The sequence below is a fragment of the Winogradskyella helgolandensis genome, assembly GCF_013404085.1.
Classification (GTDB): Bacteria; Bacteroidota; Bacteroidia; order Flavobacteriales; family Flavobacteriaceae; genus Winogradskyella; species Winogradskyella helgolandensis.
Genome location: NZ_JABFHO010000001.1, coordinates 3,679,605 through 3,706,231, shown reverse-complemented (window position 1 = coordinate 3,706,231; position 26,627 = coordinate 3,679,605). Strand labels below are relative to the sequence as shown.

The window sequence follows — 26,627 nt, the reverse complement described above, 5'->3', positions numbered from 1 at the left end:
CTTTTTCAGTCATGGAAATATTAAATGTGATCGTGTAAATGATGGTGCTCATCAATTAATGGACCTCCTTCAATAATTTGTTCTGAAGCTTCGCTTGCAAATTTTTCAAAATTCAAGTGGAACGAATGCGCTAATTGAATTGATTTGCTGATGTATTGCCCTTTATTTTCCCAAGTATTCATTGGGTCTAATATCTCTACAGGAACATTAGGACATGTTTTTGGCATAAATAATCCAAATATTGGATGTTGCTCATATTCAACATTATCCAATTGCCCATCTAAAATGGCAGTAATCATTGCTCTTGTATATTTTAATTTTATACGAGAACCTACTCCGTAAGGTCCTGCGCTCCAACCTGTGTTTATTAACCAAACGTTTACACCAGCATCTTGCATTTTTTTACTTAACATCTCAGCATAAACTGTTGGATGTAATGGCATAAAAGGTTCTCCAAAACATGCAGAGAATGATGGAACTGGTTCAGTAATACCTGCTTCTGTACCTGCTACTTTAGCTGTGTAACCAGAAATAAAGTGGTAAGCTGCTTGTCCTGGTGTTAACTTAGATACTGGAGGTAATACACCAAATGCATCTGCAGTTAAGAAGAAAATATTCTTTGGATTACCAGCATAAGATGGTTCCTGAATATTATCAATATGATAAATAGGGTAACTTACACGTGTATTTTGTGTAATACTACTGTCTAAATAATCAACTTCACCGTTGTCTTTAAAAACGACGTTCTCTAAGATAGCACCTGGTCTAACCGCTCTAAAAATGTCTGGTTCTTTTTCTTCTGATAAGTCAATAACTTTTGCATAACAACCACCTTCAAAATTAAAGATGTTGTTTTCTGCTGTCCAACCGTGTTCATCATCACCAATTAACTTACGTTTAGGATCGGCAGATAATGTTGTTTTTCCAGTTCCTGATAATCCAAAGAAAATAGCAGTATCACCATCTTCACCTACATTGGCAGAACAGTGCATTGGTAAAACATCTCTTTCAACAGGAAGAATAAAGTTTAATGAAGAGAAAATTCCTTTTTTAATTTCACCTGTATAAGCAGAACCTCCTACTAAAGCAATTTTCTTAGTAAAGTTTAAGATAGAGAAGTTTCCTTGGCGTAAACCAACAGCTTTTGGGTCTGGTGCTTCATAACCTGGCGCACAAAGTACTAGCCAATCTTCTTCAAAATTTTCTAATTCAGATTCATCAGATCTTAAAAACATATTATATGTAAACATGTTAGACCATGGTAATTCGGTAACTGTTCTAACATTTGTTTTGTATTCAGGATCAGCACATACATAAGCATCTCTAACATAGATTTCTTTATTGCTTAAATAGTTGGTAATTTCTTCTTGTAATTTATCAAAATTATCAGGAGAAATAGCTTTGTTGGTTTTTCCCCACCAAACTTTATTTGCTGTGTAATCGTCTTTTACGATAAAACGGTCTTGAGGTGAACGGCCAGTATATTTACCTGTATTTACAGCAAGTGTACCATTAGCTGTTTCTTTTCCCATGCCTTTTTCAACAGTAATGCGTTGTAATTCTTCGGGTGAAAGGTTCCAATGGGCTTTTGTGTCTTTCAGTCCGTACTTTGTGAGGTCTCTAGTTTTCATAATTGAATTGTTTAGTAACGTTTCCATGATTAAATAGTTTATAATTCTAAATTGTTTTTAATATGGCCAATCTTATTGGCGCTAATATTTAATGTGATTTTTTCGTTTAATAGTCCTAAAAAAAATAAATTTATATGGTGTTAATTGATGTAATTTGCCTCCTAATGAATAGAGGAGTCGTAATAATTAAAACAGCTAACGTTAAGGTCATAAGGACTTTATCTTTTTTTGATACTGTAAAGTTATAGTCTATATAGGGTGTTTTTTATGACGAAAGTCATACTTTGAAAGTATTGAGGATTTTTCAATTATGACTACTCATTTTTGAATAAAAAATGGATTAATTCAATCGAAACCGTTTGCGAATTAAAAAGAACGTGATATTCTATCTTCTTTTTAATATTTTTGATAACTATAAATGAATAAAATGAGCATAAAACATCTATAATTAACGTTGTCTTTGAGAATATAAAGACGATTTAGATGCGATGTATGACTTTTATAAACAATAAACATATGCAGATTAAATTAGATATACTAGCTATTGGTGCACATCCAGATGATGTAGAATTAGGCTGTGGTGCAACATTAGCAAAAGAAGTTTCAAGAGGAAAGAAAGTAGGAATTATAGATTTAACTAGAGGCGAACTAGGGACAAGAGGAACAGCTGAAACACGTGATGAAGAAGCTTTCATTGCGGCTAAAATATTAGGTGTTCATTCTAGAATTAATATGCGATTTGCCGATGGTTTCTTTATTAATGATAAAACGCATCAACTTGAACTCATAAAGATGATTCGTTATTACCAACCCGAAATAATTATTTGTAATGCCATTGACGATAGACATATTGATCACCCAAAAGGAAGTCAATTAGTAAGTGATGCTTGTTTTTTAAGTGGATTAAAAAAAATTGAAACCTTTTATGGTGATGAAAATCAACCACAAGAACAGTGGAGACCAAAAGTCGTTTACCATTATATACAATGGAAAGATATTGAACCAGATGTGGTTGTAGATGTCTCTGGTTTTATGGATAAAAAGGAAGAATCTGTGTTAGCATACCAAACACAATTTTTTGATCCAAATAGTAAAGAGCCTGAAACTCCGATTTCTAGCAAGAACTTCACAGACAGCGTTGATTATCGTGCAAGAAATTTAGGGCGATTAATTGGCGTGGAACATGCTGAGGGTTATACAGTTGAGCGATTTGTAGCTGTGGAATCGTTATTTGATTTAAAATAATTTCAAAAACTGTTTGCAAGAGATAACAAATAAATTATCTTTGCAATCCAATTTAAAATGGTGGTTGTAGCTCAGCTGGTTAGAGCGTCGGTTTGTGGTACCGAAAGTCGCCGGTTCGAACCCGGTCTTCCACCCAGAATACAAAGCTTCTCTGAAAAGAGGAGCTTTTTTTGTACAATAAGTTTAACGATAAACAATAGGTTGAGAAATTTATACTGAGCTCAGTTGAAGTAAACCTAATCTTCCATCCAAAATACGAAGCTTATCTCAACAGAGGAGCTTTGTTTATATACTTAAACTAAAAAAGGTCTCCCAATTAAATGAAAGACCTTTTTTATATTTGGTGGCGTTTATTTATTCCGTAACTGCTTTATCAACCACTAAACGTTGGTCTCTATTAGCTACTTCCCAAGCCGTATAAAAAACGAGTTTTGCTCTGTTTTCTAATAAATCGTATTCAATTTTATCTGGTGTGTCAGATGGTTTGTGGTAATCGTCGTGCGTGCCATTAAAATAAAATATAACCGGAATATTATTTTTAGCAAAGTTGTAATGATCCGATCTGAAATAAAAACGATTGGGATCATTTTCAGCATTGAATTTATAATCTAATTCTAGATTTGTATACGTGTTATTTACTTCTTCCGAGATGTTATGCAAATCTGTGCTTAATCTGTCACTACCAATAAGGTAAATATAGTTTCTTGTACCAATGGTGCGTTCAGGATCGGTTCTTCCAATCATATCAATGTTTAAGTTTGCTACGGTGTTCACTAAAGGAAAAATAGGATCGTTATCTGTGTAATGTCTAGATCCTAGAAGTCCTTTTTCTTCACCTGTAACGTGTAAAAATAAAATAGAACGTTTTGGTCCATGTCCGGCTTTTTCTGCAGCTTTAAAAGCCTGTGCAATTTCTAAAATCGCTACTGTACCAGAACCGTCATCGTCTGCTCCGTTATAAATTTCTCCATTTTTTATGCCTTCGTGATCTAAATGTGCTGATAACACAACGATTTCATCTGGCTTTTCAGAACCTTTTATGAAGGCTACAACATTCTCTGAAGTGATAGCGTCGGACTTATTTTCAATTTCTAAGGTTACGTTGGTTTCGATTTCTTTAGGTGTAGATTCTTCAGAAATTGATGTATGTAGCGCTTTTCCTAAGGTTTCATTTATCATTAAGATTAGTATGTCTTTTTCATTACTTTTCAATGATAAACGCCGTGCAATGTTACCTGCTGATTGCCTCTGGTAAAAAGGTGCATACTTCGAAAACAAATCATCATCAATAAATAAAATTGCTTGAGCCCCTCGTTTTTTTGCTACATCCGTTTTGTTAGATAATGATTTGTAACCATTAGACCACTTAGTGTCAGTTGATTCACCTGTGGTAATGTAATTTCCGTTATTATCTTTAGGTTCACCAGATTTGGCTAGTACAATTTTTCCGGTTACATCAATATTTTTATAATCGGAATAATTTTCATCATCAATACCATAACCAACATATATAATCTTCGAAGCTGATATTGTTATACTTTTTGAATTTGAAAGTACTATTATGTCTTTAAAGTTTTCAAATGTTTTTCCATTAACATTCATTTTAATTTCAGCTATCTTCTGTTTTTCTAATGGCACTTCTTGAAAATAATCATTACCACCTAATGGAGTAGGGATGTCCATATCAATATACTTCTGCTTTAAATACTCTATAGCCATTTTTTGTCCTTTTGCACCTGTATCTCTACCTTCAAATTCATCTGAAGCGTACTTGTAAAGCATAGTTTTTAATTCAGCCGAAGTTATGGTAGAAGCATATACAGAAGGATCTATTTGTTCGGGTATATTATTTTGAGTTGTTTTTGCACTGCTTTTTGAAGAGGTGCCACAACTTGTTACTATTGCGAATGCAACACCTAATAGTAGTGATTTTTTCATGTAAAGAAAGTCATTGGGTAGTTAGTGTGAAAGGAAGGTAATTTCAACGATACCTTCAAATAAAATTAGCTTTAAAGTTACGAAAATAGAATAGGGTATATGTTTAGTCTCGTTTCTTTTAACAAATTTTAACATCAGATAATTCCTTTCTTAAGTCGTGTTTTAGAATTGGCTAAATACCAAGCTGTAGCAAATATTAATTTTGTGCGCTTTTCTAGTAATGGATAATTAATTTTATCTGCAGTATCTGTTGGTTTTGTATAATCCTCATGCTCACCATTAAAAAAGAATATAACGGGAACATCTTTTAAAGCAAAGTTATAGTGATCCGATCGGTAATAATATTGATTTGTGTCTCTTTCCTCATTATATTTATAATCTAGATGAAGATCTGTAAACGTTGTATTCGCTTGTTCTGTGATATAATAGAGTTCGGAACTCATTCTGTCTGATCCGATAACATAAATATAGTTTTCATTGTCTTTATGTCTATCATCAACACGCCCAATCATATCCATGTTTAAGGTTGCGACTGCATTTTCGATAGGAAATATTGGATTTTCTGTATAAAATTTAGAACCGTGTAAACCAACTTCTTCCGCTGTAACATGAAGAAAAACAATGCTTCGTTTAGGACGATGACCATCTTTAGTGGCTTGGTTAAAAGCTTCTGCTATTTCTAAAACGGCAGCAGTACCAGAACCATTGTCATCTGCACCATTATAAATTTGACCGTTTTTAATGCCTTCGTGATCTGAATGTGCAGTGATATAAACATATTCGTCTGGAAATTCAGAACCTTCAATATAGGCTATAATATTTTGTGAGTCATTCAGATTATTTGGTAAGTCCTTTTTTGGTACTTTTTGATAATAGTCGGGATGAGATTCTGGTGCACTAATGCTATCGTTTTTATATTGCTCTCTAATATAATTGCAAACTAAATTATGGCCTTCTTCTCCTGTCATTCTACCATTATACTTATCTGAAGCAACTTCCACGACATGCGTTTTTAATTCTTCAGATGTAATAGTATTTAAATAAGTAATAACTACAGTTTCATCTGAAAAAGTGATACTGTCTTTTAAATTGTTAATTTTCTCACTATGTCTAATTGTAGCACAAGAACCTACAAAAAGCAGAACAGAAGCAAAAAATACTTTCATGTAACTAATTGATTTCAGCAAAAATAAGATAATTTGATGAAAATTTTTCTTAGAAATTTTTAAAAGTCTTCATCAATTTCGAGATCTTCAAGAATTTCTTTTGAATCTTCAAGGTTTTCTTCATCTCTTTGTTCTAATTGTTCTGTATCGCCTAATTCTGCAGTATTTACAACACCTTTATATATTGTTAAGCTCAAAGAAATAATAACGAGTAAAAATATATATTGAATAGTTTTTGGTTTTGACGGCTCATTTTTTGACAAATAAATTAGAAATAAACCACTTAGAAATGCAATTATGATTGGTGCAAAAGCTAAATTATATAAAGGTGTTACTGAGATTATAACAGCAATTATTGCACAAATAAAACCTAATATGGTGATTGCTTTTTTCATTTTCTTTTAATTTTTTAAACCGGTTGCAGACAAAATCTTTAATTCACCATTTCCAACCGGAATTTTAAACTTAGCATATACAGGTACTTTATTGGCATCCGCAGTTAGCCAAATAAGATTAGAATTATCGCCTTTTAATAAATTGTTGCCTTTTAAAGTAATAGCTAATTTATAACATTCTTTGTTACCGATTTTGGTTTGTATGGTTTCTTTACCAATATATTTAATGTTAAGGGTTATTTCTTTATTATCAAATAAAATGGTGAATTCTTGCTGATCGCCTGGGTTTGCTTTATGGATATCTAAATTTCTTATGCCATAAAGAGTACTGACTATATCTTTAGTAGAGGCACCAATTTTTACCGTTTTATTTTCTTCCCAATATGTACCATCTGTATTTTTCTTTCGTTTTAGACTTTTTACAAGTTTTGATAAATGACTATACTTATACTGCATAAACTTATAATAACCTCCTTCATCAATATCCCTCTTATATAAATATGGAGTTAATGTTTTTGGATTTACATAGCTTTCGTATAAATCTCTGATTTTAAAAAAATTATCCCAATTTTTGTAAGATGTAGCTGTACATTTTAAGCGTAGCAATGTGTTTTTGGATGTCTTTATTTCACTCGTTTCCATTTTTACTTCAGCAATATCTGTTAATAGCCCAGACATATTATAAGACGCACTGAATACAAGCTTTTCGCCTGCCGCAATAGTTGTGTTTTGTGCATTACTTTGTAATGTAAAAAAGAACAGAAATAGAAATATAAAAGGTTTCATAAAATGATTATTTAGGGATGTTAGTTGCTTAATTCGAAAATAATTTCGAAAGTACAATGCTTTCTTAAATCTTGCAATACTGATGGTTAAATGAACCAATTAAATTTTTTTAAAAAAAGTATGCAAAATCCTTTGCCTAGAACAAAAAGGATTTTATATTTGCACCCGCATTCAGGGAATACCTGATGAGACACTTGGAGAAATGGCAGAGTGGTCGAATGCGGCAGTCTTGAAAACTGTTGAGGGTCACACCTCCGGGGGTTCGAATCCCTCTTTCTCCGCATAAAAAAACCCATAACGAAAGTTATGGGTTTTTTGTTTTGAACTATTTCCTTATCCTAAAAATGGAAGAAGAATGGATAGAAGCAAACATAAAATGGCATTTAAGAACACAGCGTTATGAAAGGAAACAGAGGGAGCACTGCAATTGAGCGTGTTTATCTTGATAGTTAATAGCGTTATTTTGTATTGAAAGATGCCTAAGACGTAATATTTGCTTTTTATTTAATTTCAATCGTATTAAAACACTAATGGATTGGTTTCAAATTTCTTCAATACTGATAAAAGCTCTACTAATGGAAGTTCTATAGAATAGGTCCCTGTGTAAGAAGGGCAAATGATACAATCATCAAAATAGAATTCGACATAGGTATCATTAAGTACAAAGTTGTTTTTGCTTGTAATAAAATCATCTATAGACACTTCCCAGCAATCATAATAGAGGTCTCCTTTCCCTATTTGTTTCTTAATATTTTCGTTGAGGATATTTACTAATTCCGCTTCTGAGTCTTGAACAAAAAAGTTTTTATAAGTCATAAAGACACCTTTGTTTAAATCAAAATTAAAGCCATCAAAAGAAAAACTAGGGTGCATTGCGCCCGTATAAAAATTTTCTTTATAAAACAACACGCTTATAAGTTGATCATTAACGTTATAAATTTTATAATCTATAAAACGTTCTTCTCTAAATGCTATGGCTTCAATACTATCACACAACAACTTGCTTTCTAAGATCTCTTGTTCCGTTTTTTTTATGTTGATGTAATAGTCGTTAATAAAATCGTTAAAATTTCTATTGTTTGGACTAAAGGACTCATTGAGTAATGGGTACTTAAAATTGATGACGTAATCTGGCTTTTCAATACGATAGTTTTTGTCGATAATTAATATCTGAAGTTCTTCACTTTCGTCTTTTTTATCAATCAATTGCTTTTGTTTTAGCTCAATTGATATGGACTTGTCTAATGTTTCAATATCTACATCTTTAAATCTTAAAGTGTCCACAGTAGCTGGCATAAGATCTTCAATATCGTTACGATTACTGTTGATTTCTTCATGCTTTTCATTTTTACAATTTGAAAATATTAGGAGGAAAATTAATAAGTATAGATATCTCATGGTGGTTTGTTTTTCAAGTTATGTCATCAATTTTAAGAATAACAATAATTTTAAAGTGCCTTTTGTCATTTCACTTCGCCATCTCGCTTCGTCTTTAAATCAGGAATTTTTATTAATTCAATAGTAGTAGATGCTAATATAATTTTACCGTTGGTTTTTTCTATTTCTAAGAGGATTTTTTCATTCAGCGTATGCTTGGTGAGTCGTCGCTTTTTAAAGTCTACAATATATCTTAAATTGAATTGTATCCAATTATCAGTCAATGAAATTGCTAATGTTGGATCTACTTCTGCATCCTCTATATAAAATTTGTTAACGACTTCGTTCCATTGCTCCTTTGATTTGGCGGTATAATCCGAAAGCGTTTCAGAAGCTATTTTAAGGATTATTGACTTTGCTAAATCAATATCAGAACCGTAACGAATAGGTAAATTAAACTCGTCCCATATAAATGGAAAATCTTGAGAGTAATTATAAATAGGGCCTTTAAAGACAAACGCATTACTTAATTTTACGATACGTCCGCTATAATTATCGCTACTTACCCATTGGCCAATTTCCATCATTGTGGTATAAATACTATCTACATCAATCACATCTCCTTTAATACCGTTAATTTCTATACGATCACCAGGTTTATATACTTTAACTAAAAATATATAAACAGAACCTGCAATACTAAGAATCAACTCTTGTAACGTAAAGGCTAATCCTGCGGTAAATAAACCAATAATAATAGTGAAATCTTTAATAGAGCCTGAAAAATAGACAATAGCTAAAAAAATTAAAATCACGTAGCCAATAAACTCAATGCCTTTCTGAGCTTTATAGCGTATAACCGTATTAGATATTTTCTTTTTTAAATAGCGTCTTAATAACTGAATAACAATTAATATCAACACTAGAGCAATCATAAATTTGATAATACTCACTAAAACGGGATTAGTGTTAATCCACTTATTTACTAGGTCAAAGTCTATCATTTAAAATGGATTTGTAAATTGTTATAATTAAGTGATTAACCCTTTTTATTCTGTTGCTAATTTGTCATCATATCATTATTTTTTTGATGTTCAAAGTGGCACCATACCCTTATTGTTTATTATGTGTTTTGGTATATTGCTTTAGCATTTGTTTGAGTGTCTCGAGGTAATCTTCCATAATAGTTATGGTCATATCTGGATGTGATGACGAGGGAATCGTTACAGGACTCTCATCTAGAGTTTTGTATAATTCAGGGTAATTAACCTCTATACTTGTGGTGAGCCTTATAATTTGATTTTCTATACTTTGTAATGATTTCATGACATTATAATTTAAGAATACCAACTAAAGGTAACTATAATACGAGGTGTTTAATATGATAAATATCAGTGCGTAAGGATGGCTTATAGTATTATTTTACCATCTTCCATTTGAATAATTCGATCTGTTTTTTTTGCGAAATCTTCATCGTGTGTGACTATAAGTAAGGATAAATCTTCTTCATCGCTTAACTGTTTAAAAATATTAAATACATTTTCTGCATTATGGCTGTCTAGATTTCCTGTGGGTTCATCTCCCATAATAATAGAAGGATTATTTATTAAAGCACGAGCAATAGCAACACGCTGTTTTTCTCCACCAGAAACACGTGAGGCACGTTTTGTTGCTAAATGTTCAATATTCAACATTTTTAATTTTTCCATAGCGTCATGCTCAATTTCTTGGTATGATTTTTCACCTAATTTTTTAGCAGGAAGCATTACATTTTCTAAAATGGTAAATTCAGTTAGTAAATAATGAAACTGAAATACAAAGCCAATGTGCTTATTCCTCATGTAGGATAGATGCTTATTGTCGCTTCCGGTTATAAGGTTGTTGTCTAAATATAATTCACCATCATAATCAGTATCCATTGTAGAAAGTATATAGAGTAATGTCGATTTTCCACAACCCGATTTTCCCATGATGGACGCAAATTCTCCTTTTTTCACCTGAAAGTTGATGTCTTTTAAAACATGAAACAATACTGGGTTTTTGAAGTATTTATTAATATGTTTTGCTTCTAATACTGTGTTCATATTACAGGCCTCTTATGATGTTTACAGGATCAATTTTTTTAGCTTTTCTTGCAGGTAAATATCCAGCAAGAAATGTTGAAAGCATAGCAAATGAAAAACCAATAATAAAAAATGCGGGTTGTATATCTATCGGATAGGTTTCTACCGTTGGTATCGCTTCCGTTTTAAATGGAATTGTTGCAATTAAACTCGATAAGCCATAACCAATTAACAAGCCTAAAACACCTCCAATAAAACCAATAATCATGGCTTGACTCATAAATATTAGTTGCACATCTCTACCCGAAAACCCAATGGCTTTAAGTATGGCGATATCATTCATTTTTTCATATATAAGCATGTTTAAGATGTTATAAATGCCAAAACCAGCAACGATAAGTAAAGTGATTGATACGGCATATGTAATAAGATTTCTAATATCAGTTCCGGTTTCAAATTGTGCGTTTGCTGTTTTAATATCTACTGCTTTTAAATTGAATTGTTTTTCAATATTTTGAGCGAGTGGAAAGGCTTTTTCTATATCGTAAAGTTTAACGTTAATATCTGTGATATAATTATTGGCTTCACCTAAAATTCGTTGTACTGTTTTTAAATTACTAAAACTTTGAACAGCATCTAATTCAGCAATGCCACTTTGATAAAGCCCTACAATTTTTAGAGGAAAAATACCACCATTAATAGGACTAATCTGTATGCGGTCACCCACTTTTAAAGCCATCTTTTTTGCAATTCCAATACCTAATAAAATACTGTTGTCTGTATTTTGTAAAGCTTCTGCAGAACCTTCTACAATATAATCTCCTAGGTTAAAGAATTGCACTTCATCTATTGGATTGATGCCTGTTAAATTTCCTGCTAACTCAATAGAGCCTGCCATATAGAAAATTTGAGTTTTAACCTGCGGAATTGCCCCTCTAACCTCTGTGTTTTTTTCTAGATAATTTATAATCGGTAAGCCGTTATGAATTTTTTTCTGACTCAATTTGGGTTTAATAGAATGTACAATAGTAAAATTGTCTTTTAATTTATCATACAAAGAAATAGGCTGTTGTTCGGAAGGTTCTATTTCATTATAAATATGAATGTGAGGTGTTTGGTTTAATATTAAATCATCTAGCATGGTATTTAATCCCGTCATAAAACACACTAAAGTAATATAAGAGCCAATACCAAAGGTAACACCAAGTGCAGCAATGGAAGTTTGCTTTATTTTAGTGAGTAAATGGGTTTTTGCAATGCTTAATATAATATTCCAGTTGACCATTAGTTTTGCTTATAGACATAGGTGTCTTTACTTAATCCAGATAAAATTTCGATATAATTCATATTTTCTAAACCTGTTTCTATAGTTACAATACCGTCGTCTGTTTTAACTTTGTTACCATCTATAATATAAGCTTTAGGCAGTGTTAAAACCTTTTCTTTTTCAGCGATAATGATGTTCGCTTCACCAGAAAGTCCTGGATATAATATTTTTGGTTGTTCTATAAAATTAGCTTCGACCTTAAACGTTTGGTTGCGTTCATCTTTTTTAGGGTATATTTTTGAGATTTTTCCTTTAAAAATCACGTCGTCATAAGCATCTAAATTTAAAATCACATCTTGGTCTACAATAATTTTAACGATATCTACTTCATCAACTAAAAGCTCTATTATAAAACTTTGAGCACTACCAATACTCGCTAAAGGTTCCATGGTAGTTACAATTTCACCAGGTTCTTTATATAAAGCATAAACTTTACCATTAATCTTACTTTCTACAGTGAAATCTAAATTCATAATGGAAGACGATTGGTAATTATTTTGAGCTTGTTTTACAGCTGTATGAAGTTCATTTTTTGTTCTATTATATTTGTTATGTAAAAGTTTTAATTGATTTGAAGCTAATTCATAATTTAGTTTTTTGGTATCGTATTGTACTTTAGACCCAATATGCTGATTCCATAGATTTTTTTGTCTGTAATAATTTATAGAATCATTTTTATAGGTTAGGGTGGCAGCTGTTATTTCATCTTCTATACTGCTTAGAATTGCAGCATTACCAGTATAATTTTCTTGAGCTAAATTTAAAGCCAACTTTGCATTTTCACTATTTATTTTTGGTGTACTATTAATGATTTGCAATAGCGCATCATTTTTTGACACCAAGTCGCCTTCTTCAACTAAATTAGCATCCAATATACCAGAGACGATTGCATAGACTTGGTATAAACTATCTGGCTGTATAATTGCTGAAGAATACACGGCTTCAGTTAAAGTGCGTTCTTCGGGTAGAACCTTATCTGTTTTATGTCCGCAAGATTGCAAGATTAAGAAAATGAACAATACACGATATAGTTTCATCATTCTTTAATTTAGCTTTATCAAAGTCCATTTGTTATTCTTGTTTTTGAAAGCGTAAAGATGATCTGAAAGCCGTTTGGCGGTGATGATTGGTGGTTCGCGTAAGAATTCTTTATCTATAACTACATTTACACCTTTAGGATTTAAATAATTTTCAACCTTACCTTCCAGGTCTATTACTACTTCATAATATTTATAATAGACGACATTTTTACCTAAAGCTTCATTTTTAGCTACCGTGTTTTTTATCAATTCTAAAGCGAGTGCCTTTCCATTGCTAAAATTAGCCGCATTTAAAAACTGAGGTTCAATTACGGTGGAGCCAGAAGTATCTATATAACCAAAGTAAGAAATGCCATTTTTATCTTGTTCAATGATACATCTGTCATCATTAAATATGGGATAGTTTACATGGTCTGTTGTGGTTACCACTAAATCAGTTCTATAGTCAATAACAATTGCGCCTTTTGTATTTATAAAAGCCCATTGTCCATCTTTTTTTATGGCAGCTAAACCATTATGAAAAGGGGAGACAAAGTCGATATTTTCAATAGTTTGTCCATTTCCAAAAAAAGGAAGAACAAAAAGTGCGAGTAATACTAATAATGCTCTTTTCATGATTTCTATATTTTAATAATTAATAGGTTAAAGTTAACTCTGATCGAAGTTTTGTAACATTATCGTAGTCAGGCTAACTATATTTAATCTTTTTAAATTTCTTTTTTTAATTCTAAATCAAGCTTAGCGAGTAAAATTAATTCCGACTTATTTTGCCCAGAAAAACTTGTAGTGATGGCAGTTGCTGTTTTTAGAATTTTTGAATTCATATTTATATTAAATAACTCAATATGTGCTTTTTTGAAATCGACAAAACTCTCAAAACAGATATTGAGGTCGGTTTCTTCGCTACTTTGTAGTTGTTTAAAGGTTTCTAAAATGTATTTTGCTTCGTCACTTAATGATAGCCATTCTTCATTAATAATAGTTTCAAGAGCCTTAAATTCTTCTGGTCTTACACAATTGTCAGTTGCTGCAAAAGCATAAAAGAGTTTGCCAAGACTTCTATAAAATTCTATAGCGTTTTTTGAGTTCAAAATTCAATATTTTAAACACTAAAATTAAAGCGTTTGATTCTTTATTCATATGATATAAGTCAGTTGGGAAGGTTCTTTGATAAACTTAACGATTCAAGTATTAATAATTAATTAGGAATAATTATCTTAGTCGCTTTTAATAAAAACAACCATTATGTTTGAGCAAGACCGAGATATTTTTAATATTCTTTTAGATTCTATTTCTGAAGGTGTTGTTATAGTTGATAAACATCAAAAGATTGTTGAGGTTAATAAAGCTGGAGAAATTATGTTTGGCTATGGTGAGGGAGAGCTTTCTAATCAGCCCTTAAATGTGTTAATTCCAAAGAATTACCATGCAAATCATGGTGCGCATTTTAAAGGTTTTGTTAAAGAGCATAAACAACGTAGCATGGGACACGGTCGTGATATCTACGGTGCAAAAAAAGATGGTAGCATTTTCCCTATTGAAGCGAGTTTAAATCCGTTTAGTTTTCATGGTCATGATTTTATTATGACATTAGTAATTGATATCACAGAACGAAAAAAATTAGAACAAGAAAAAAATCATTTAGCTAAAATATTTCTCGAATCTCTAAACGAGATTTATGTGTTTGATGCTAAAACCTTAAATTTCATTAATGTTAATCAAGGTGCTCTAAAAAACATAGGCTATAGTTTAGAAGAACTTAAGTCTATGACACCTTTAGATATAAAAGCTGATTACACGGAGGCTGAATTTAGGGAAGAAATAGAATCACTTAATAATGGCAGCATTGAAAAATTAGAATTGGAAGCCATACATACAAGAAAAGATGGCACCACGTATCCAGCCAATATTCATTTGCAGCGCTCTAAATTAGGTGATAGAGACGTGTATGTAGCTATTATTTTAGATATTACCGAACAAAAAAATTATACAGAAAGATTAGAAAAAACTGTTGCCGTAAGAACGGATGAATTAAAAACCGCTTTAGCAGCAGAAAAAGACCTTAATGATTTGAAAACTAAGTTTTTATCTATGGTGTCTCACGAATTTAAAACACCTTTAAGCGGTATTTTAACATCTACGATGTTGTTGGGAAAATATAAGCTAACTGAGCAACAAGATAAGCGCGAAAAGCATATTTCAACAATTACAGACAAAGTACAATACCTTAATGTTATTTTAAATGATTTTCTGTCTGTAGAAAAATTGGAAAAAGGAAAGATTAATTATAAATTTTCAAACTTTAAAATAAGCAAAGTTTTAAATGAAGTTATATATAATGCCAATATGGTATTAAAAGATGGGCAACACATTAACTATCCTGAAAATATTGACGATTTATCACTATATCAAGATGAGAAAATTGTAGAATTGGCCTTGTCTAATTTAATATATAACGCTATTAAATATTCATCTGAAAACACCATTATAGATATTGAAATTTTTCAAAATATGGATACTACCATCTTTAAAATAAAGGATAATGGTATTGGTATTCCTAAGAAAGATCAGAAAAACATATTCGGGCGTTATTTTAGAGCAGAAAATGCCCTTCTAATGCAAGGTACTGGTATTGGTTTAAATATCGTTAAAGACCATTTAGAGAAATTAAATGGTAGTATTACATTTACAAGTATTGAGCATAAAGGCTCAACGTTTACTATAGAACTCCCTAACAAAGCAGAAGTATGAAAAAAGTATTATTAATAGAGGACGATACCGTATTAAGAGAAAATACAGCTGAATTATTAGAGCTTTCAAATTATGAAGTTCTTACCGCTGGCAACGGAAAAATAGGTCTCGAAAAGGCAAAAGCTCATCAACCAGATATTATAGTTTGTGATATTATGATGCCTATTTTAGATGGTTATGGTGTTTTAGAAGGACTTTCTAAAGATAATGCCACAAAGTTTATTCCTTTTATTTTCTTATCAGCCAAAACAGAACGACAAGATGTGAGAAAAGGTATGGATTTAGGTGCCGATGATTATATCACTAAACCTTTTACTGAAGACGAAATAATAAATGCAATTGAAAGTAGAATTGCCAAAGTAGCGTTATTAAAAGAAGAACAAGAATCATTTCAAAATACCAAAGAGACGAATGAAGATGAATTAAGAACCTTAAGTGACTTAAAAAACTTTTTTGACGATAATGGTACTATATTTAATTATCCTAAAAATGAAATTATTTATAAAGAAGGCCATAACTCTAACTTTATATATCTAATTCTAAAAGGGGTAGTTAAGTGTTATAAATTTGATACTAATGGAAAGGAATTGACAACTGCGCTTCATTCTGAAGATGATCTTTTTGGCTATACCTCTTTTACCCAAAATATACCTTACAGAGAAACTGCAATTGCCATGAAGGATGTTGAATTGGCTGGAGTTTCAAAAGCCGAATTAACAGATGTTTTGGATAGTAACCATAAACTAACATTAGAAGTCATTCAGCTATTAACCGAAGACATCACTGGTGTTAAGGACCAATTATTGCAAATGGCTTACAGTTCTGTACAGCGAAAAACAGCGGCTACAATTTTGAGGTTTGCAAAAAAATTAAATTCAAAACCAGGTGATCCTATTGTCATTTCTAGAAATGATTTAGCAAGTGTTGCAGGTATTGCTACTGAAACATTGATTAGAACGATGTCAGACTTTAAGAAGAAAGGAATCATACAAATGCAAGGTCGAAATATTAAAATTCTAGACCTTCAAAAATTACATGATATCAATTGATTTGCAAGCACATTGGTTCGTTAATTCATCTAAGCTTTTTTGAATTTTAGTGAATTAAAAAGTTTAATCGAGTTCAATATGACCGATATCATATTTTAATACTGCTCATCGATTTAGATTTGTATATCCTAAGAAATTTAAACGATGAACATTTTATTACCAACAGATTTTTCTGAAAACTCGTGGAATGCCATTTCTTATGCCATTGACTTTTTTGAACCAGTTGCATGCAATTTTTATTTGCTTCACGTTAGTAGAGTAGATACCTTTATGGCAGGAGATACGGGCTATGTGCCAACTGCAGATCAAATTGAGGATATCTATATTAAACCTTCAAAGCAAAAATTAAGAACCTTACTTAAAGAACTTGGAGAACAGCACAAGCCTAATAAAAACCATAAGTTTTATACCTTAACTGATCATGGTTTTTTCTTAGAATCTATTAGAAAATATGTTAACAAAAAAAAGATAGATCTTTTAGTGATGGGGACTAAAGGTGCATCAGGGCTTAAAGAATATATTGTTGGAAGTAATACAGGTGATGTTATTACAAAAGTGAAATGTACAACTCTAGTGGTTCCAGAGGATGCTAAATATAAACCCATTAAGGAAATTGCATTTCCAACAGATTTTAATCTTTCTTATGATTTATTGCCGCTTCAGACTTTTACCAATATCTTAAAAACGTTAGAAGCAAGTTTACGTATCATACATATTCATAAAAAAGGGGGACAATTAAATACAGAACAACTTGAAAATAAAGATGTTTTAAACGATTATTTTGAAGAATTTAAACCTAGTTTTCATTTTCTAACAAATGGAAAAGTAGAAGATGCTATACAATGCTTTGTTGAAAGTAGAGATATTGATATGATTGTTATGGTGGCTAAGAATCTCAATTATTTTCAGAGTATATTATTTCATTCCAATGTAGAAAAAATCACGTATCACACCAATATACCATTTTTGGTCTTACATGAATAAAATACTTTAATTATGGACAATTCAATTTTTTTAGCAAAGTTTTGGGGATGGTACCTTATTATTTTCTTTTTAATTTTAAGTCTAAACCCAAAACGTATTAAGCAGATTTTTAACGATCTTAAAGATCAAAAATTTTTAATTATTTTTTCGTTTGTAGCCATAATTGTGGGACTCTTAAATACGCTGTTTCACAATATATGGGAACCTAATTATAAACTAATCATTACCCTTATAGGTTGGACATCTTTGTTTTTTGGATTGGCCTTGTTTATGTTTCCCAAACCAACTGTATATTGGTTAGAGATTATTAATATAAAAATGGTGCAAGTGATTTATACCTTATTGTTTTTGATTGGCGTCTTTTTACTTAATGTAGCTTATAATATTGTGCCTTTTTAAAGTCCTTAATTAGATAAATAATATTATAAATTAAATTAATTACTGATATATATCATGTCTTTTAATATAAAGAGAAATTAACTTTGATTAGTTATTATTACAATAACTATAATGTTTGCTATTAATCAATGAAAGCATCCAGTTATTTTTAACTGGATGCTTTTTTTGAAAAATTCTGTCTGATATATATCATTGTTTTTTGTTTTTCAACGCTTTACTTTTAGTAGAGAATTTTAAAACAATTATCATGTTATCCATTCTACTTCCCACCGATTTTTCCGAAAATTCTCGGAATGCAATAAATTACGCTGTACAATTATTAAAAGACGAAGAATGTACTTTTTATTTGTTTAATGCGTATACACCTGTTATTTACAATGTAGAATATGTTCTTGGTTATCCCGCCCAATTTGGTTTAGGTGATGCTGTTAGAACCACTTCACAAAATAATTTGAATTCTATAGCATCAACTCTAAATGAGACCTATAATAACCCTAATCATAAGTTTGAAACCGTTGCAAGATTCAATACCCTAGTTTCTGGCATTAAAGAATTTGTAGAGGAACATAAAATTGATTTTGTAGTTATGGGAACTAAAGGAGCTACAGGAGCAAAAGAAGTGCTCTTTGGATCCAATACGGTACACGTATTTAAAGAAGTGAAGTGTCCTGTTTTGGCTGTGCCATCAAACTTTTCTTATGAAGCACCTCACGAGATTTTATTCCCAACCGATTTAGATGTTGAGTATAAAGAGTCTTCCCTTAAAATTCTAAAAGAATTAGTGGCTTCAAACCATGCGAGATTAAATGTTTTACATGTTTCCACAGGTTATGAACTTAATGAGAAACAAGTATTAAATAAACAAAGATTAGAATTGTTATTTAAAAGTTCTGCTTTTTTGTTTCATCAGTTTGAAAGCATGGAAATAACGAATGCTATCAATCAATTTCAAATAAAACAGAAAATCAATCTCTTAGTGATGATAAATAATAAGCATTCTTTCTTTGAGAATCTGTTCTTTAAAAACACGATTAATCAGATTGGTTTCACGTTAAATGTTCCTTTTTTGGTAATTCCGTCAGAGCTATAAATGTTCTCTGATTTTATTTATAGATTAATAATTTATTCCTTATAGACATGGTAAAGCACATTGTATTACCCACGGATTTTTCAGATAATGCCTGGAGCGCAGCAGTTTATGCACTAAAATTATATGCTGAGGTAGAATGTAAGTTTTATTTTTTACACGCTTGGTCAGCGACAAACACTACGGATAGGACTTATATCACAGCAAAATATGTAGATGAGATAAAAGATGAAGCATGGAGACAATTAATTGAATTAAAAGAAATGTCCGAGAGTGCTGATAGCAATGCGAATCATAGTTTTGAAATTATCCTAAGCAACGATAGTTTACAGAAGGCCATTGAAACAGCAGTAGAAAATCATACTATAGATCTTATTGTAATGGGTACAAAGGGAGCTTCTAAAACAAAAGAGTTATTCTTTGGAAGTAATACTGTTAACACGCTAAAAACAAAGGTGTGTCCAATATTAGTCATTCCCGATGAGTTTGAATTTATGGCTCCAAAACAAATTGCATTCCCAACTAACTTTAACAGGTGTTATGGCGAAGAATTACAACCTATAAAAGACTTAGCAGAATTATATAACTCTAAAATTAGAATTGTTCATATAACTAAAAATAACAAACTAACGAGTACACAAGATTATAATTTATCTATGTTAAAAGTACACCTCGAAAACCATCCGCACATCTTTCATTGGATGCCAGATTACGCAAAAAAGCACGAAGAAATAAATGATTTTATCGAAGAACTTGGTATTGATATGCTCGTGATGATAAACTATAAACATAGCGTTATTGAAAATATAATGAACGAACCTGTAGTGCATAAAATTGGATTCAATCCAAAAGTGCCGTTTTTAGTTATTCCTTGCATAGTCTGATATATATTTTGTTGCTAATAGCGATTTTGGTAATGCTTTTAAAACTTGAATTATGAATATTGAAGATATAGACATTATTAAATACTCTGGTGAAAAAGTGAAATTTTCGTTAGATAAATTACGCACTTCCCTAAAAAGAACCGGAGCAGATGATGCGGTTGTCAATCCTATTTTAGATAAAGTGCAAGATGAATTGTATCAAAATATTTCAACAAAAGAAATTTACAACAGAGCATTTTCTTTACTTAAAAAGAATAAAAGTCATTTTGCTTCAAAATATAAACTTAAAAAGGCCATTTATGAATTAGGACCAACGGGTTTTCCTTTTGAGCGTTTTGTAAGTGCAATTTTAAAATATTCAGGTTACAAAACGGAGGTTGGTAAAACTTTACAAGGTAAATGTGTCTCACACGAAATCGACGTCATCGCACATAAAAATACAGAGTCAACCGTTATAGAATGCAAATTTCATAGTGAACAAGGGCTTAAGTGTAATGTAAAAATTCCTTTATATATTAATTCAAGATTTAAAGATGTAAAAGCCAACTGGAACAAAAACTCTAAAAATAAAGTATTACTTACAGCGGGTTGGGTGGTAACCAATACACGGTTTACAAAAGATGCCTTGCAATACGGTAAATGTTGTGGATTGTATTTATTGAGTTGGGATTATCCACCAGATAATGGTTTAAAAGATAGGATAGACCGATTAGGATTATATCCTATAACCGTATCTACACTGCTTAGTCAGAGAGAAAAACAATTCCTTCTCAGTCGGTCGGTGGTACTGTGTAGAGATTTAATAAATGATAAGTTTTATTTAGACCATCTTGGAGTTTCCGAGACGCGGAAAAAGAAAATTCTAAGTGAAATTTCTCAATTGTGTGGTTAATTAAATAATTGAATCATGGAAAAATTTGTAAAAATCAATTTCTTGGGTGCAGCAGGAGTTGTGACGGGATCAAAATTTTTAATTGAAACGTCAGAACAAAACATACTGATAGATTGCGGTATGTTTCAAGGTCTAAAAGAATTAAGAGAACTCAATTGGGAGGATTTGCCTATAGATGTGTCTTCTATTGATGTCGTGTTGTTAACTCATGGTCATTTAGATCATGTTGGTTATTTACCTCGCTTATTACAACAAGGATTTAAAGGTAAAATTAAAGGGACAGCACCAACGCTCGCTATAGCAGAAATTATTTTAAGGGATAGTGCCAAAATTCACGAAGAAGAAGCTGATAAAGCCAATAAGGAAAAATTTAGCAAGCACAATCCTGCTTCGCCATTTTATACTATTAAGGACGCTGAAAACACCTTAAAACAATTTGAGATTGTGCCAGAGGATAAATGGATTCAGTTATCAGAACATATCTCATGTCGTTTTCAATATAATGGTCATATCATAGGATCTACATTCATAGATATTGACATCAATGGCAAACGATTTGTGTTTTCTGGTGATATTGGAAGATCCAATGATTATTTACTTCATAAGCCAAAAAAACCAGAGTGGGCAGATTTTCTATTTATAGAAAGTACCTACGGTAATAAATTACATCCAAAAGATAATATTGAAGATGTACTCACAAATATCGTACTAGAGACTTTAGATAAAAAAGGCAATCTTATTATTCCAAGTTTTGCCGTAGAGCGATTACAAACACTCATGTATATTCTTTGGAAGTTGTATCAACAACATAGAATTCCTAATATTCCCATTTTTGTAGATAGTCCAATGGGTAATAATGTATTAGATGTTTTTAAACGTTTTCCTAAATGGCATAAATTATCGATACAAGATTATAATGCCATGTGCAATCATGTCAATATTATTCAATCGTATAAAGAAACTTGGGAAACCATTGACAATAAAAGATCTAAAATTATTATCGCAGGAAGTGGTATGGTTACAGGAGGACGCGTACTTACATATTTGCAGCAACTTATAGAAGAGCCAACAACGACAGTACTGTTAGTTGGTTATCAGGCAGAAGGTACACGTGGCAGACAACTTTTAGAAGGTGCTCACGAAATTCGCTTTTTTGGTAAATACTATCCCGTAAAAGCAACTATAAAAAGTATTGAAAGTTTATCAGCTCATGGAGACCAGCAAGATTTATTAGATTGGGTAAGTAATATTAAAAATATACCCGAACATGTCTATTTAATTCATGGAGAACCAACAGCACTCGATGCGTTTAGAGTGAAATTAAAAGCGGTATATAATTGGAATGCTACTATTCCAAAATTGACCGATGTTGAAAAAGTCGTGATATAAACAAGTAAACAATTAACTGATATTTGTCATCTTCGTTTATGATTATAGCGATTAATTTAGAGGTGAAATTAAGTTTAACCTAAAACTCATATATATCATGAAAACAAAACAAACACCATTACGCTACGTAGAATGGTTGAGTGCAGAAGAAATGCACACAGCATCCAAAGAATGGGTGTCCGAATTAAAATTTATCAAAGATGAACATTTATTTTTTGAAGATTTAGTAACAGAATTTACATCTCAATTAATAGCGTCTGGCAATTTTTCTGACAGTAAAGAGATTGTAGATGCCATTAACAGATCTGAAAAGCAAAATGATATGCTTATAGACGCTGTTAAAATTCATGAAAATGAGTTACAAATAATGGTAGATGGCATTGATCAAAAAGAAGAAGAAAAAACATACATCAATGAACATCGGGATTTAATTACTGCTATTTCAGAATTTTTAAAAGAGTACAAATCATTGAAAACACAACTTTTTGATATTATAAAAAACATCAAAAAAGAAGAAAAAAGAAACCTTCTGCTAGATAGAAAATAAAATATCATAAGACAATTTTGCCTTCTATTAATTGTATTGCTTTATATCCATTGTTTTTCAACATTATTGACTGAACGGTGGATAAATGTAGGCGATAAATATTTTGTGCCCAAAATATCTTGGTTATGGTGCTATTCTAATCTCTTTAGTAAATCGCAAAGAAGATGTCGATGTACAAAAAAGACGCTATGAGTTTTGATTCTGAAGGATTAAAGGGCTGTTGTTATTAGTTTAATACGGATAATTATTTGTAATAAATGCTTTAAGTAGGTTAACTTAAAGCATTTTTTTTGTTAAAAAATTAGTTTAATATCATTATTAATTGAATCTGTAGAGCAAGTATTTTGTTTTGATAGCCTGTATATTTATATGGTATTTTCAACATTTTGCTCAATTTAGGTTTAATACAATGAAAAAGGGCTGTTTGTTTTTTAAGTGTCTGTTTATTAGTTTTTTAGGTGTTGTTTTTGGCTTTAGTATTTCGGGAAATATTAAAAACAACCACTTTATATAATGTATTTCTATTCCTATATTGGTCTTTTCAAATATTAACCAAAACACAAAACTCAGACTATTAACTAAAATCCAAAACCAATGAGAAAAATTACTTTGTACTTAATGATGCTCTTAAGCATTACAGCATTCGCTCAAGTAGAGATTGTTGAAAATTTTAATAATGTTCCAGATTTTGAGCTTCCGACAGATTGGACTCAAACAGGCGACTTTTTAGCGACACCTGGTTTTGTATGTGATGGGTCTGGTAAGGCATTAGTTACAGGTTTCGAGTTTGCAGGATCAGCAACTGTTACAACTCAAAACTACACTACAATAACTAATGATACTGATCTTACTGTTAGTTTCTCAGTAAATATTCTTGAACAAGCTACATTTTGGCCGCCTATTACATTTAGTGCTCCAGCAGAAGGTTGGGGAAGTGTTGTTCTTGAGTACTCGTTAGATGGAGGTGTCAACTGGATTACAGCATATACTATAGATGATTCAAATTATGCTTTTAACGATGTTGATAATTGTTATTCAATACCAGTGACTAATTTAGGTGCACTTACAGCGGGTAGTGACTTTCAAGCGCGATTTGTTGCAACTGCAACAACAATTGCAACGGCAAAATTATTTGTTGTAATAGATAATATTTCAATGACGCAAATAGCAACTGAAGTGCCAAATTGCGATACAGTATTATTAAATCCTGTAAATGGATCTGCAAGTGCTGATTTAAATACCGTTTTAACTTGGGAAGCTGCAACAGGTTTACCAACAGGCTATGCGGTTTCTGTGGGTACGACTTCAGGGGGAACTGAAATTGTGGATGCAGCTACTACAGCAACTACAAGTTATTCATTAGACGGCTTAGGTTTGGTTTATGAGACAGAATATTTTGTAAATATTGTACCATTTAATGGTATTGGTAGTGCAACAGGTTGTACAGAAGAAAGTTTTACGACACGTTTAACACCAATACCAGGAGCAACATGTTCTAGCCCAATAGATATAGCTACACTACCATATATTGTTGCTAATGACGATACTGCTAACTACGAAAATAATATTAATGTAGGACCTTGTGGTGGTTATCCAGAAGCGTTTATGACAGGTAATGATGTATTCTATCAAATTACACCTGATGAAGATATGTCAATAGATATTAGTCTTGCCAATGTATCTGAATATGCAGCAGCTATTCACGTTATGGAAGGGTGTCCTGATACGTCTTCAAATTGTGTCGCAACGTTAGGAGATAATTATGCATCTGCACCACCTTATACAATGGAACTTACAGATGTTGTTTTATTGGCTGGTCATTCTTATTTTGTTGTATTGAGTCGTGCAAGTTATGACGGTACATTTTCTTATTCTATGATTGTTACTCAAAATGAGTGTATTAATCCTGAATTTACGGTTACTCCAGTTGCTGAATGTGATTCAGGTGAGTTTTCTGTAGATGTTGATATTAGCTATTTAGGTGATGCATTAGACTTAACTTTAGCGGATAATTTTGGTTATTCAAACGATGCTATTACTTCAACTGGAATTGTAAATGTAGGTCCTTATCCGACTGGAACTACTGTTGAATTTACATTGACTAATAATGGTTTTACTGAATGTTCTTATTCAGATTCAATTTACTTTTATTGTCCACCATCAAATGACGATTGTGTAAATAGTACTGTTTTAACAATTAATACAGATGGTACTTGTGCGATTGTTACTAGCGCAACTAATGCAGGAGCTTCAGAATCAACTAACAATCCAATAAATTGTGATTTTACAAACAGTAATGATGTGTGGTTTAGCTTTGAAGCTACCAAAGAAACGATCATATTAGAATATTCTAATATTGTTGCAGTAATTGGAGATGGGGGAATAATACAAGCTACCGAATTACTAGAAGGAACTTGTGGTTCATTTACAAGTTTGGCTTGTGTGACATCCTTTAGCAACTACATTACATTAAATAATTTAACTGTAGGTAACACGTATTATATCAGAAATAGCTCTGCTAATAGTGGTGAATATGCTCAAAATTTTGACATCTGTTTAAAAGAACCACCTGCAGCTCCAGCTAATGATGAGTGTGCTGATGCTACGGTATTAAATGTGTCTACAGATGAAAGTTGTGATAACCAGATTACTGGAACTACAGTAGGAGCAACAATTTCGGATGATAATAGCTGCAACGCTGACTTTACAGCTTTTTATAAAGATGTATGGTATGTATTTACAGCACCTGAAACTGGTTTATACAAGCTTTCTTTTGAAAGAACGCAGTTAGATCCAAGTTCATATTTCTCTGTTTATTCAGGAACTTGTGGAGCTTTAGTTGAAGAAAGTACAAATTGTTACAATTCTGATCCTTATGTGCTTTCAGCAACTAGTGGTGAAAGCTATTATGTAATGGTAAGATCTGGAGATGATGGACCTGGTATTGATTTCGATTTATGTATATTTAAATTACCACCGCCTGTTGAAAATGATAGCTGTGCTACACCAACAGTTTTATCTGAGTCTACTGATGCTAATGGAGATAACATGATATCTGGTGATTTTGCAAACTCCTACCCATCATCTGAGTCTTGTGCGTCATCAGCGAAAACTATTTGGTATAGCTTTACAGCAACCCAAACTGGTACGTATCACTTTAACCTTACAAATACTGTGGGTTATCCTAATTACACAATATTTAATACAGATGATTGTTCATTAACAGCTAATAATTATGTTGCTGAAACATATTGTTATAATTCAGGTGAACGTACGGTAGAATTAGTTGGAGGAAACACGTATTTAATATCAATTTTTAGTTTTGATAATAATACTATTGAATCTTTTGATTTGTTAGTCTATCCAGATGCTACATTAAATTTAGATTCAAATACTTTAGACACATTTAAATACTATCCAAACCCTATAGTAAATACATTAACGATTGAAGCGACAAGCGCAATCTCAAATGTTAGTGTGCACAACATTGTTGGTCAAAAAGTTCAGATGGCTACTCCTAATAGCTTAGAAACAACAATTAATATGGAGGATTTAATTAGTGGTGTGTACTTTGTTACAATTACTACTAATGGTTCTCAGAATACGATTAAAGTTGTTAAAAAATAAACTTTAATGACCTCAATTGATTAATAGCAAATCAATAAACATGGGCTATA

Annotated in this window: 24 protein-coding genes and 2 tRNA genes; 13 read left to right on the top strand and 13 right to left on the bottom strand. The window is 31.6% G+C overall.

Annotated elements, in window-relative coordinates:
* Positions 1-20: 20 nt before the first annotated feature.
* Positions 21-1,631, bottom strand: coding sequence for a phosphoenolpyruvate carboxykinase (ATP) (pckA, locus tag HM992_RS15660; RefSeq protein WP_229720512.1), 1,611 nt, complete (start codon positions 1,629-1,631; stop codon positions 21-23).
* A 522-nt stretch (positions 1,632-2,153) separates the two neighbouring features.
* On the opposite strand from pckA, the gene bshB1 reads away from it, so the two are divergent.
* Together bshB1 and HM992_RS15650 are read left to right on the top strand one after the other, a co-directional pair.
* Positions 2,154-2,876 (top strand): bacillithiol biosynthesis deacetylase BshB1, encoded by a 723-nt coding sequence (gene bshB1, locus HM992_RS15655; RefSeq protein ID WP_317167555.1) that lies wholly within the window; start codon positions 2,154-2,156, stop codon positions 2,874-2,876.
* A 59-nt stretch (positions 2,877-2,935) separates the two neighbouring features.
* A tRNA-His gene (locus HM992_RS15650) sits at positions 2,936-3,011 on the top strand.
* Positions 3,012-3,230: 219 nt separating this feature from the next.
* Here the strand turns inward: HM992_RS15650 and HM992_RS15645 are convergent.
* The 4 genes from HM992_RS15645 to HM992_RS15630 all read right to left on the bottom strand — a co-directional run bounded on the left by HM992_RS15645 (position 3,231) and on the right by HM992_RS15630 (position 7,161).
* Positions 3,231-4,814, bottom strand: a complete 1,584-nt coding sequence (locus HM992_RS15645) for a M28 family metallopeptidase (protein ID WP_179320330.1) — start codon at positions 4,812-4,814, stop codon at positions 3,231-3,233.
* Positions 4,815-4,948: 134 nt separating this feature from the next.
* Positions 4,949-5,980 (bottom strand): M28 family metallopeptidase, encoded by a 1,032-nt coding sequence (locus HM992_RS15640; RefSeq protein WP_179320329.1) that lies wholly within the window; start codon positions 5,978-5,980, stop codon positions 4,949-4,951.
* A gap of 59 nt (positions 5,981-6,039) precedes the next feature.
* A complete protein-coding gene (locus HM992_RS15635) occupies positions 6,040-6,375 on the bottom strand; it encodes an FUSC family protein (protein ID WP_179320328.1) in 336 nt (111 codons plus the stop codon).
* Between the two features lie 6 nt (positions 6,376-6,381).
* Complete coding sequence (locus HM992_RS15630; RefSeq protein WP_179320327.1) at positions 6,382-7,161, bottom strand: DUF3108 domain-containing protein; 780 nt, start codon at positions 7,159-7,161, stop codon at positions 6,382-6,384.
* Between the two features lie 196 nt (positions 7,162-7,357).
* Here HM992_RS15630 and HM992_RS15625 point away from each other — a divergent pair.
* Positions 7,358-7,442: transfer RNA gene (locus HM992_RS15625), tRNA-Ser, on the top strand.
* A gap of 238 nt (positions 7,443-7,680) precedes the next feature.
* Here the strand turns inward: HM992_RS15625 and HM992_RS15620 are convergent.
* The 8 genes from HM992_RS15620 to HM992_RS15585 form a co-directional block, all read right to left on the bottom strand.
* Positions 7,681-8,559: an RsiV family protein gene (locus tag HM992_RS15620; RefSeq protein WP_179320326.1), complete on the bottom strand. Its 879-nt coding sequence runs from the start codon at positions 8,557-8,559 to the stop codon at positions 7,681-7,683.
* A 65-nt stretch (positions 8,560-8,624) separates the two neighbouring features.
* Positions 8,625-9,542, bottom strand: coding sequence for a mechanosensitive ion channel family protein (locus tag HM992_RS15615; protein WP_179320325.1), 918 nt, complete (start codon positions 9,540-9,542; stop codon positions 8,625-8,627).
* A 109-nt stretch (positions 9,543-9,651) separates the two neighbouring features.
* Complete coding sequence (locus HM992_RS15610) at positions 9,652-9,864, bottom strand: hypothetical protein (RefSeq protein WP_178984184.1); 213 nt, start codon at positions 9,862-9,864, stop codon at positions 9,652-9,654.
* An 83-nt stretch (positions 9,865-9,947) separates the two neighbouring features.
* Complete coding sequence (locus tag HM992_RS15605) at positions 9,948-10,622, bottom strand: ABC transporter ATP-binding protein (protein WP_178984185.1); 675 nt, start codon at positions 10,620-10,622, stop codon at positions 9,948-9,950.
* Position 10,623: 1 nt separating this feature from the next.
* Positions 10,624-11,886: an ABC transporter permease gene (locus HM992_RS15600; protein WP_179320324.1), complete on the bottom strand. Its 1,263-nt coding sequence runs from the start codon at positions 11,884-11,886 to the stop codon at positions 10,624-10,626.
* On the bottom strand, positions 11,886-12,968 hold the full coding sequence (locus HM992_RS15595) for an efflux RND transporter periplasmic adaptor subunit (RefSeq protein WP_229720511.1): 1,083 nt from the start codon (positions 12,966-12,968) through the stop codon (positions 11,886-11,888). Before HM992_RS15595 ends, HM992_RS15600 begins: the two co-directional genes overlap by 1 nt.
* A 3-nt stretch (positions 12,969-12,971) precedes the next feature.
* A complete protein-coding gene (locus HM992_RS15590) occupies positions 12,972-13,583 on the bottom strand; it encodes a WG repeat-containing protein (protein WP_179320323.1) in 612 nt (203 codons plus the stop codon).
* Between the two features lie 92 nt (positions 13,584-13,675).
* Positions 13,676-14,059: a hypothetical protein gene (locus tag HM992_RS15585; protein ID WP_195806633.1), complete on the bottom strand. Its 384-nt coding sequence runs from the start codon at positions 14,057-14,059 to the stop codon at positions 13,676-13,678.
* 154 nt (positions 14,060-14,213) lie between these two features.
* Between HM992_RS15585 and HM992_RS15580 the strand changes: the two genes are divergently transcribed.
* From HM992_RS15580 to HM992_RS15535, 10 genes are all read left to right on the top strand, one after another.
* On the top strand, positions 14,214-15,719 hold the full coding sequence (locus HM992_RS15580) for a sensor histidine kinase (RefSeq protein WP_179320322.1): 1,506 nt from the start codon (positions 14,214-14,216) through the stop codon (positions 15,717-15,719).
* Complete coding sequence (locus HM992_RS15575; protein WP_178984189.1) at positions 15,716-16,768, top strand: response regulator; 1,053 nt, start codon at positions 15,716-15,718, stop codon at positions 16,766-16,768. The genes HM992_RS15580 and HM992_RS15575 overlap by 4 nt, the downstream gene beginning before the upstream one ends.
* Positions 16,769-16,912: 144 nt before the next feature.
* Positions 16,913-17,752 carry a universal stress protein gene (locus tag HM992_RS15570; RefSeq protein ID WP_178984190.1) on the top strand — a complete coding sequence of 280 codons (840 nt, stop codon included), beginning with the start codon at positions 16,913-16,915 and terminating at the stop codon, positions 17,750-17,752.
* Between the two features lie 12 nt (positions 17,753-17,764).
* Entirely contained in the window at positions 17,765-18,151 is a 387-nt protein-coding gene (locus HM992_RS15565) for a hypothetical protein (RefSeq protein WP_178984191.1), read from the top strand.
* 247 nt (positions 18,152-18,398) lie between these two features.
* Complete coding sequence (locus HM992_RS15560) at positions 18,399-19,241, top strand: universal stress protein (protein ID WP_179320321.1); 843 nt, start codon at positions 18,399-18,401, stop codon at positions 19,239-19,241.
* A 47-nt stretch (positions 19,242-19,288) separates the two neighbouring features.
* A complete protein-coding gene (locus HM992_RS15555) occupies positions 19,289-20,122 on the top strand; it encodes a universal stress protein (RefSeq protein WP_179320320.1) in 834 nt (277 codons plus the stop codon).
* Between the two features lie 52 nt (positions 20,123-20,174).
* Complete coding sequence (locus HM992_RS15550) at positions 20,175-21,014, top strand: ATP cone domain-containing protein (RefSeq protein ID WP_179320319.1); 840 nt, start codon at positions 20,175-20,177, stop codon at positions 21,012-21,014.
* Positions 21,015-21,029: 15 nt separating this feature from the next.
* Complete coding sequence (locus HM992_RS15545; protein WP_179320318.1) at positions 21,030-22,403, top strand: MBL fold metallo-hydrolase RNA specificity domain-containing protein; 1,374 nt, start codon at positions 21,030-21,032, stop codon at positions 22,401-22,403.
* A gap of 97 nt (positions 22,404-22,500) precedes the next feature.
* Positions 22,501-22,950 carry a hypothetical protein gene (locus HM992_RS15540; RefSeq protein WP_178984196.1) on the top strand — a complete coding sequence of 150 codons (450 nt, stop codon included), beginning with the start codon at positions 22,501-22,503 and terminating at the stop codon, positions 22,948-22,950.
* A 594-nt stretch (positions 22,951-23,544) separates the two neighbouring features.
* Entirely contained in the window at positions 23,545-26,577 is a 3,033-nt protein-coding gene (locus HM992_RS15535; RefSeq protein WP_179320317.1) for a T9SS type A sorting domain-containing protein, read from the top strand.
* Positions 26,578-26,627 lie beyond the last annotated feature (50 nt).

What these genes read in the sequence shown, in the direction of transcription:
- pckA (WP_229720512.1), bottom strand. Translation starts at nt 1,631, where the DNA reads ATGAAAACTAGAGACCTCACAAAGTACGGACTGAAAGACACAAAAGCC.
- HM992_RS15645 (WP_179320330.1), bottom strand. Translation starts at nt 4,814, where the DNA reads ATGAAAAAATCACTACTATTAGGTGTTGCATTCGCAATAGTAACAAGT.
- HM992_RS15640 (WP_179320329.1), bottom strand. Translation starts at nt 5,980, where the DNA reads ATGAAAGTATTTTTTGCTTCTGTTCTGCTTTTTGTAGGTTCTTGTGCT.
- HM992_RS15635 (WP_179320328.1), bottom strand. Translation starts at nt 6,375, where the DNA reads ATGAAAAAAGCAATCACCATATTAGGTTTTATTTGTGCAATAATTGCT.
- HM992_RS15630 (WP_179320327.1), bottom strand. Translation starts at nt 7,161, where the DNA reads ATGAAACCTTTTATATTTCTATTTCTGTTCTTTTTTACATTACAAAGT.
- HM992_RS15620 (WP_179320326.1), bottom strand. Translation starts at nt 8,559, where the DNA reads ATGAGATATCTATACTTATTAATTTTCCTCCTAATATTTTCAAATTGT.
- HM992_RS15615 (WP_179320325.1), bottom strand. Translation starts at nt 9,542, where the DNA reads ATGATAGACTTTGACCTAGTAAATAAGTGGATTAACACTAATCCCGTT.
- HM992_RS15610 (WP_178984184.1), bottom strand. Translation starts at nt 9,864, where the DNA reads ATGAAATCATTACAAAGTATAGAAAATCAAATTATAAGGCTCACCACA.
- HM992_RS15605 (WP_178984185.1), bottom strand. Translation starts at nt 10,622, where the DNA reads ATGAACACAGTATTAGAAGCAAAACATATTAATAAATACTTCAAAAAC.
- HM992_RS15600 (WP_179320324.1), bottom strand. Translation starts at nt 11,886, where the DNA reads ATGGTCAACTGGAATATTATATTAAGCATTGCAAAAACCCATTTACTC.
- HM992_RS15595 (WP_229720511.1), bottom strand. Translation starts at nt 12,968, where the DNA reads ATGATGAAACTATATCGTGTATTGTTCATTTTCTTAATCTTGCAATCT.
- HM992_RS15590 (WP_179320323.1), bottom strand. Translation starts at nt 13,583, where the DNA reads ATGAAAAGAGCATTATTAGTATTACTCGCACTTTTTGTTCTTCCTTTT.
- HM992_RS15580 (WP_179320322.1), top strand. Translation starts at nt 14,214, where the DNA reads ATGTTTGAGCAAGACCGAGATATTTTTAATATTCTTTTAGATTCTATT.
- HM992_RS15575 (WP_178984189.1), top strand. Translation starts at nt 15,716, where the DNA reads ATGAAAAAAGTATTATTAATAGAGGACGATACCGTATTAAGAGAAAAT.
- HM992_RS15570 (WP_178984190.1), top strand. Translation starts at nt 16,913, where the DNA reads ATGAACATTTTATTACCAACAGATTTTTCTGAAAACTCGTGGAATGCC.
- HM992_RS15565 (WP_178984191.1), top strand. Translation starts at nt 17,765, where the DNA reads ATGGACAATTCAATTTTTTTAGCAAAGTTTTGGGGATGGTACCTTATT.
- HM992_RS15560 (WP_179320321.1), top strand. Translation starts at nt 18,399, where the DNA reads ATGTTATCCATTCTACTTCCCACCGATTTTTCCGAAAATTCTCGGAAT.
- HM992_RS15555 (WP_179320320.1), top strand. Translation starts at nt 19,289, where the DNA reads ATGGTAAAGCACATTGTATTACCCACGGATTTTTCAGATAATGCCTGG.
- HM992_RS15550 (WP_179320319.1), top strand. Translation starts at nt 20,175, where the DNA reads ATGAATATTGAAGATATAGACATTATTAAATACTCTGGTGAAAAAGTG.
- HM992_RS15545 (WP_179320318.1), top strand. Translation starts at nt 21,030, where the DNA reads ATGGAAAAATTTGTAAAAATCAATTTCTTGGGTGCAGCAGGAGTTGTG.
- HM992_RS15540 (WP_178984196.1), top strand. Translation starts at nt 22,501, where the DNA reads ATGAAAACAAAACAAACACCATTACGCTACGTAGAATGGTTGAGTGCA.
- HM992_RS15535 (WP_179320317.1), top strand. Translation starts at nt 23,545, where the DNA reads ATGAGAAAAATTACTTTGTACTTAATGATGCTCTTAAGCATTACAGCA.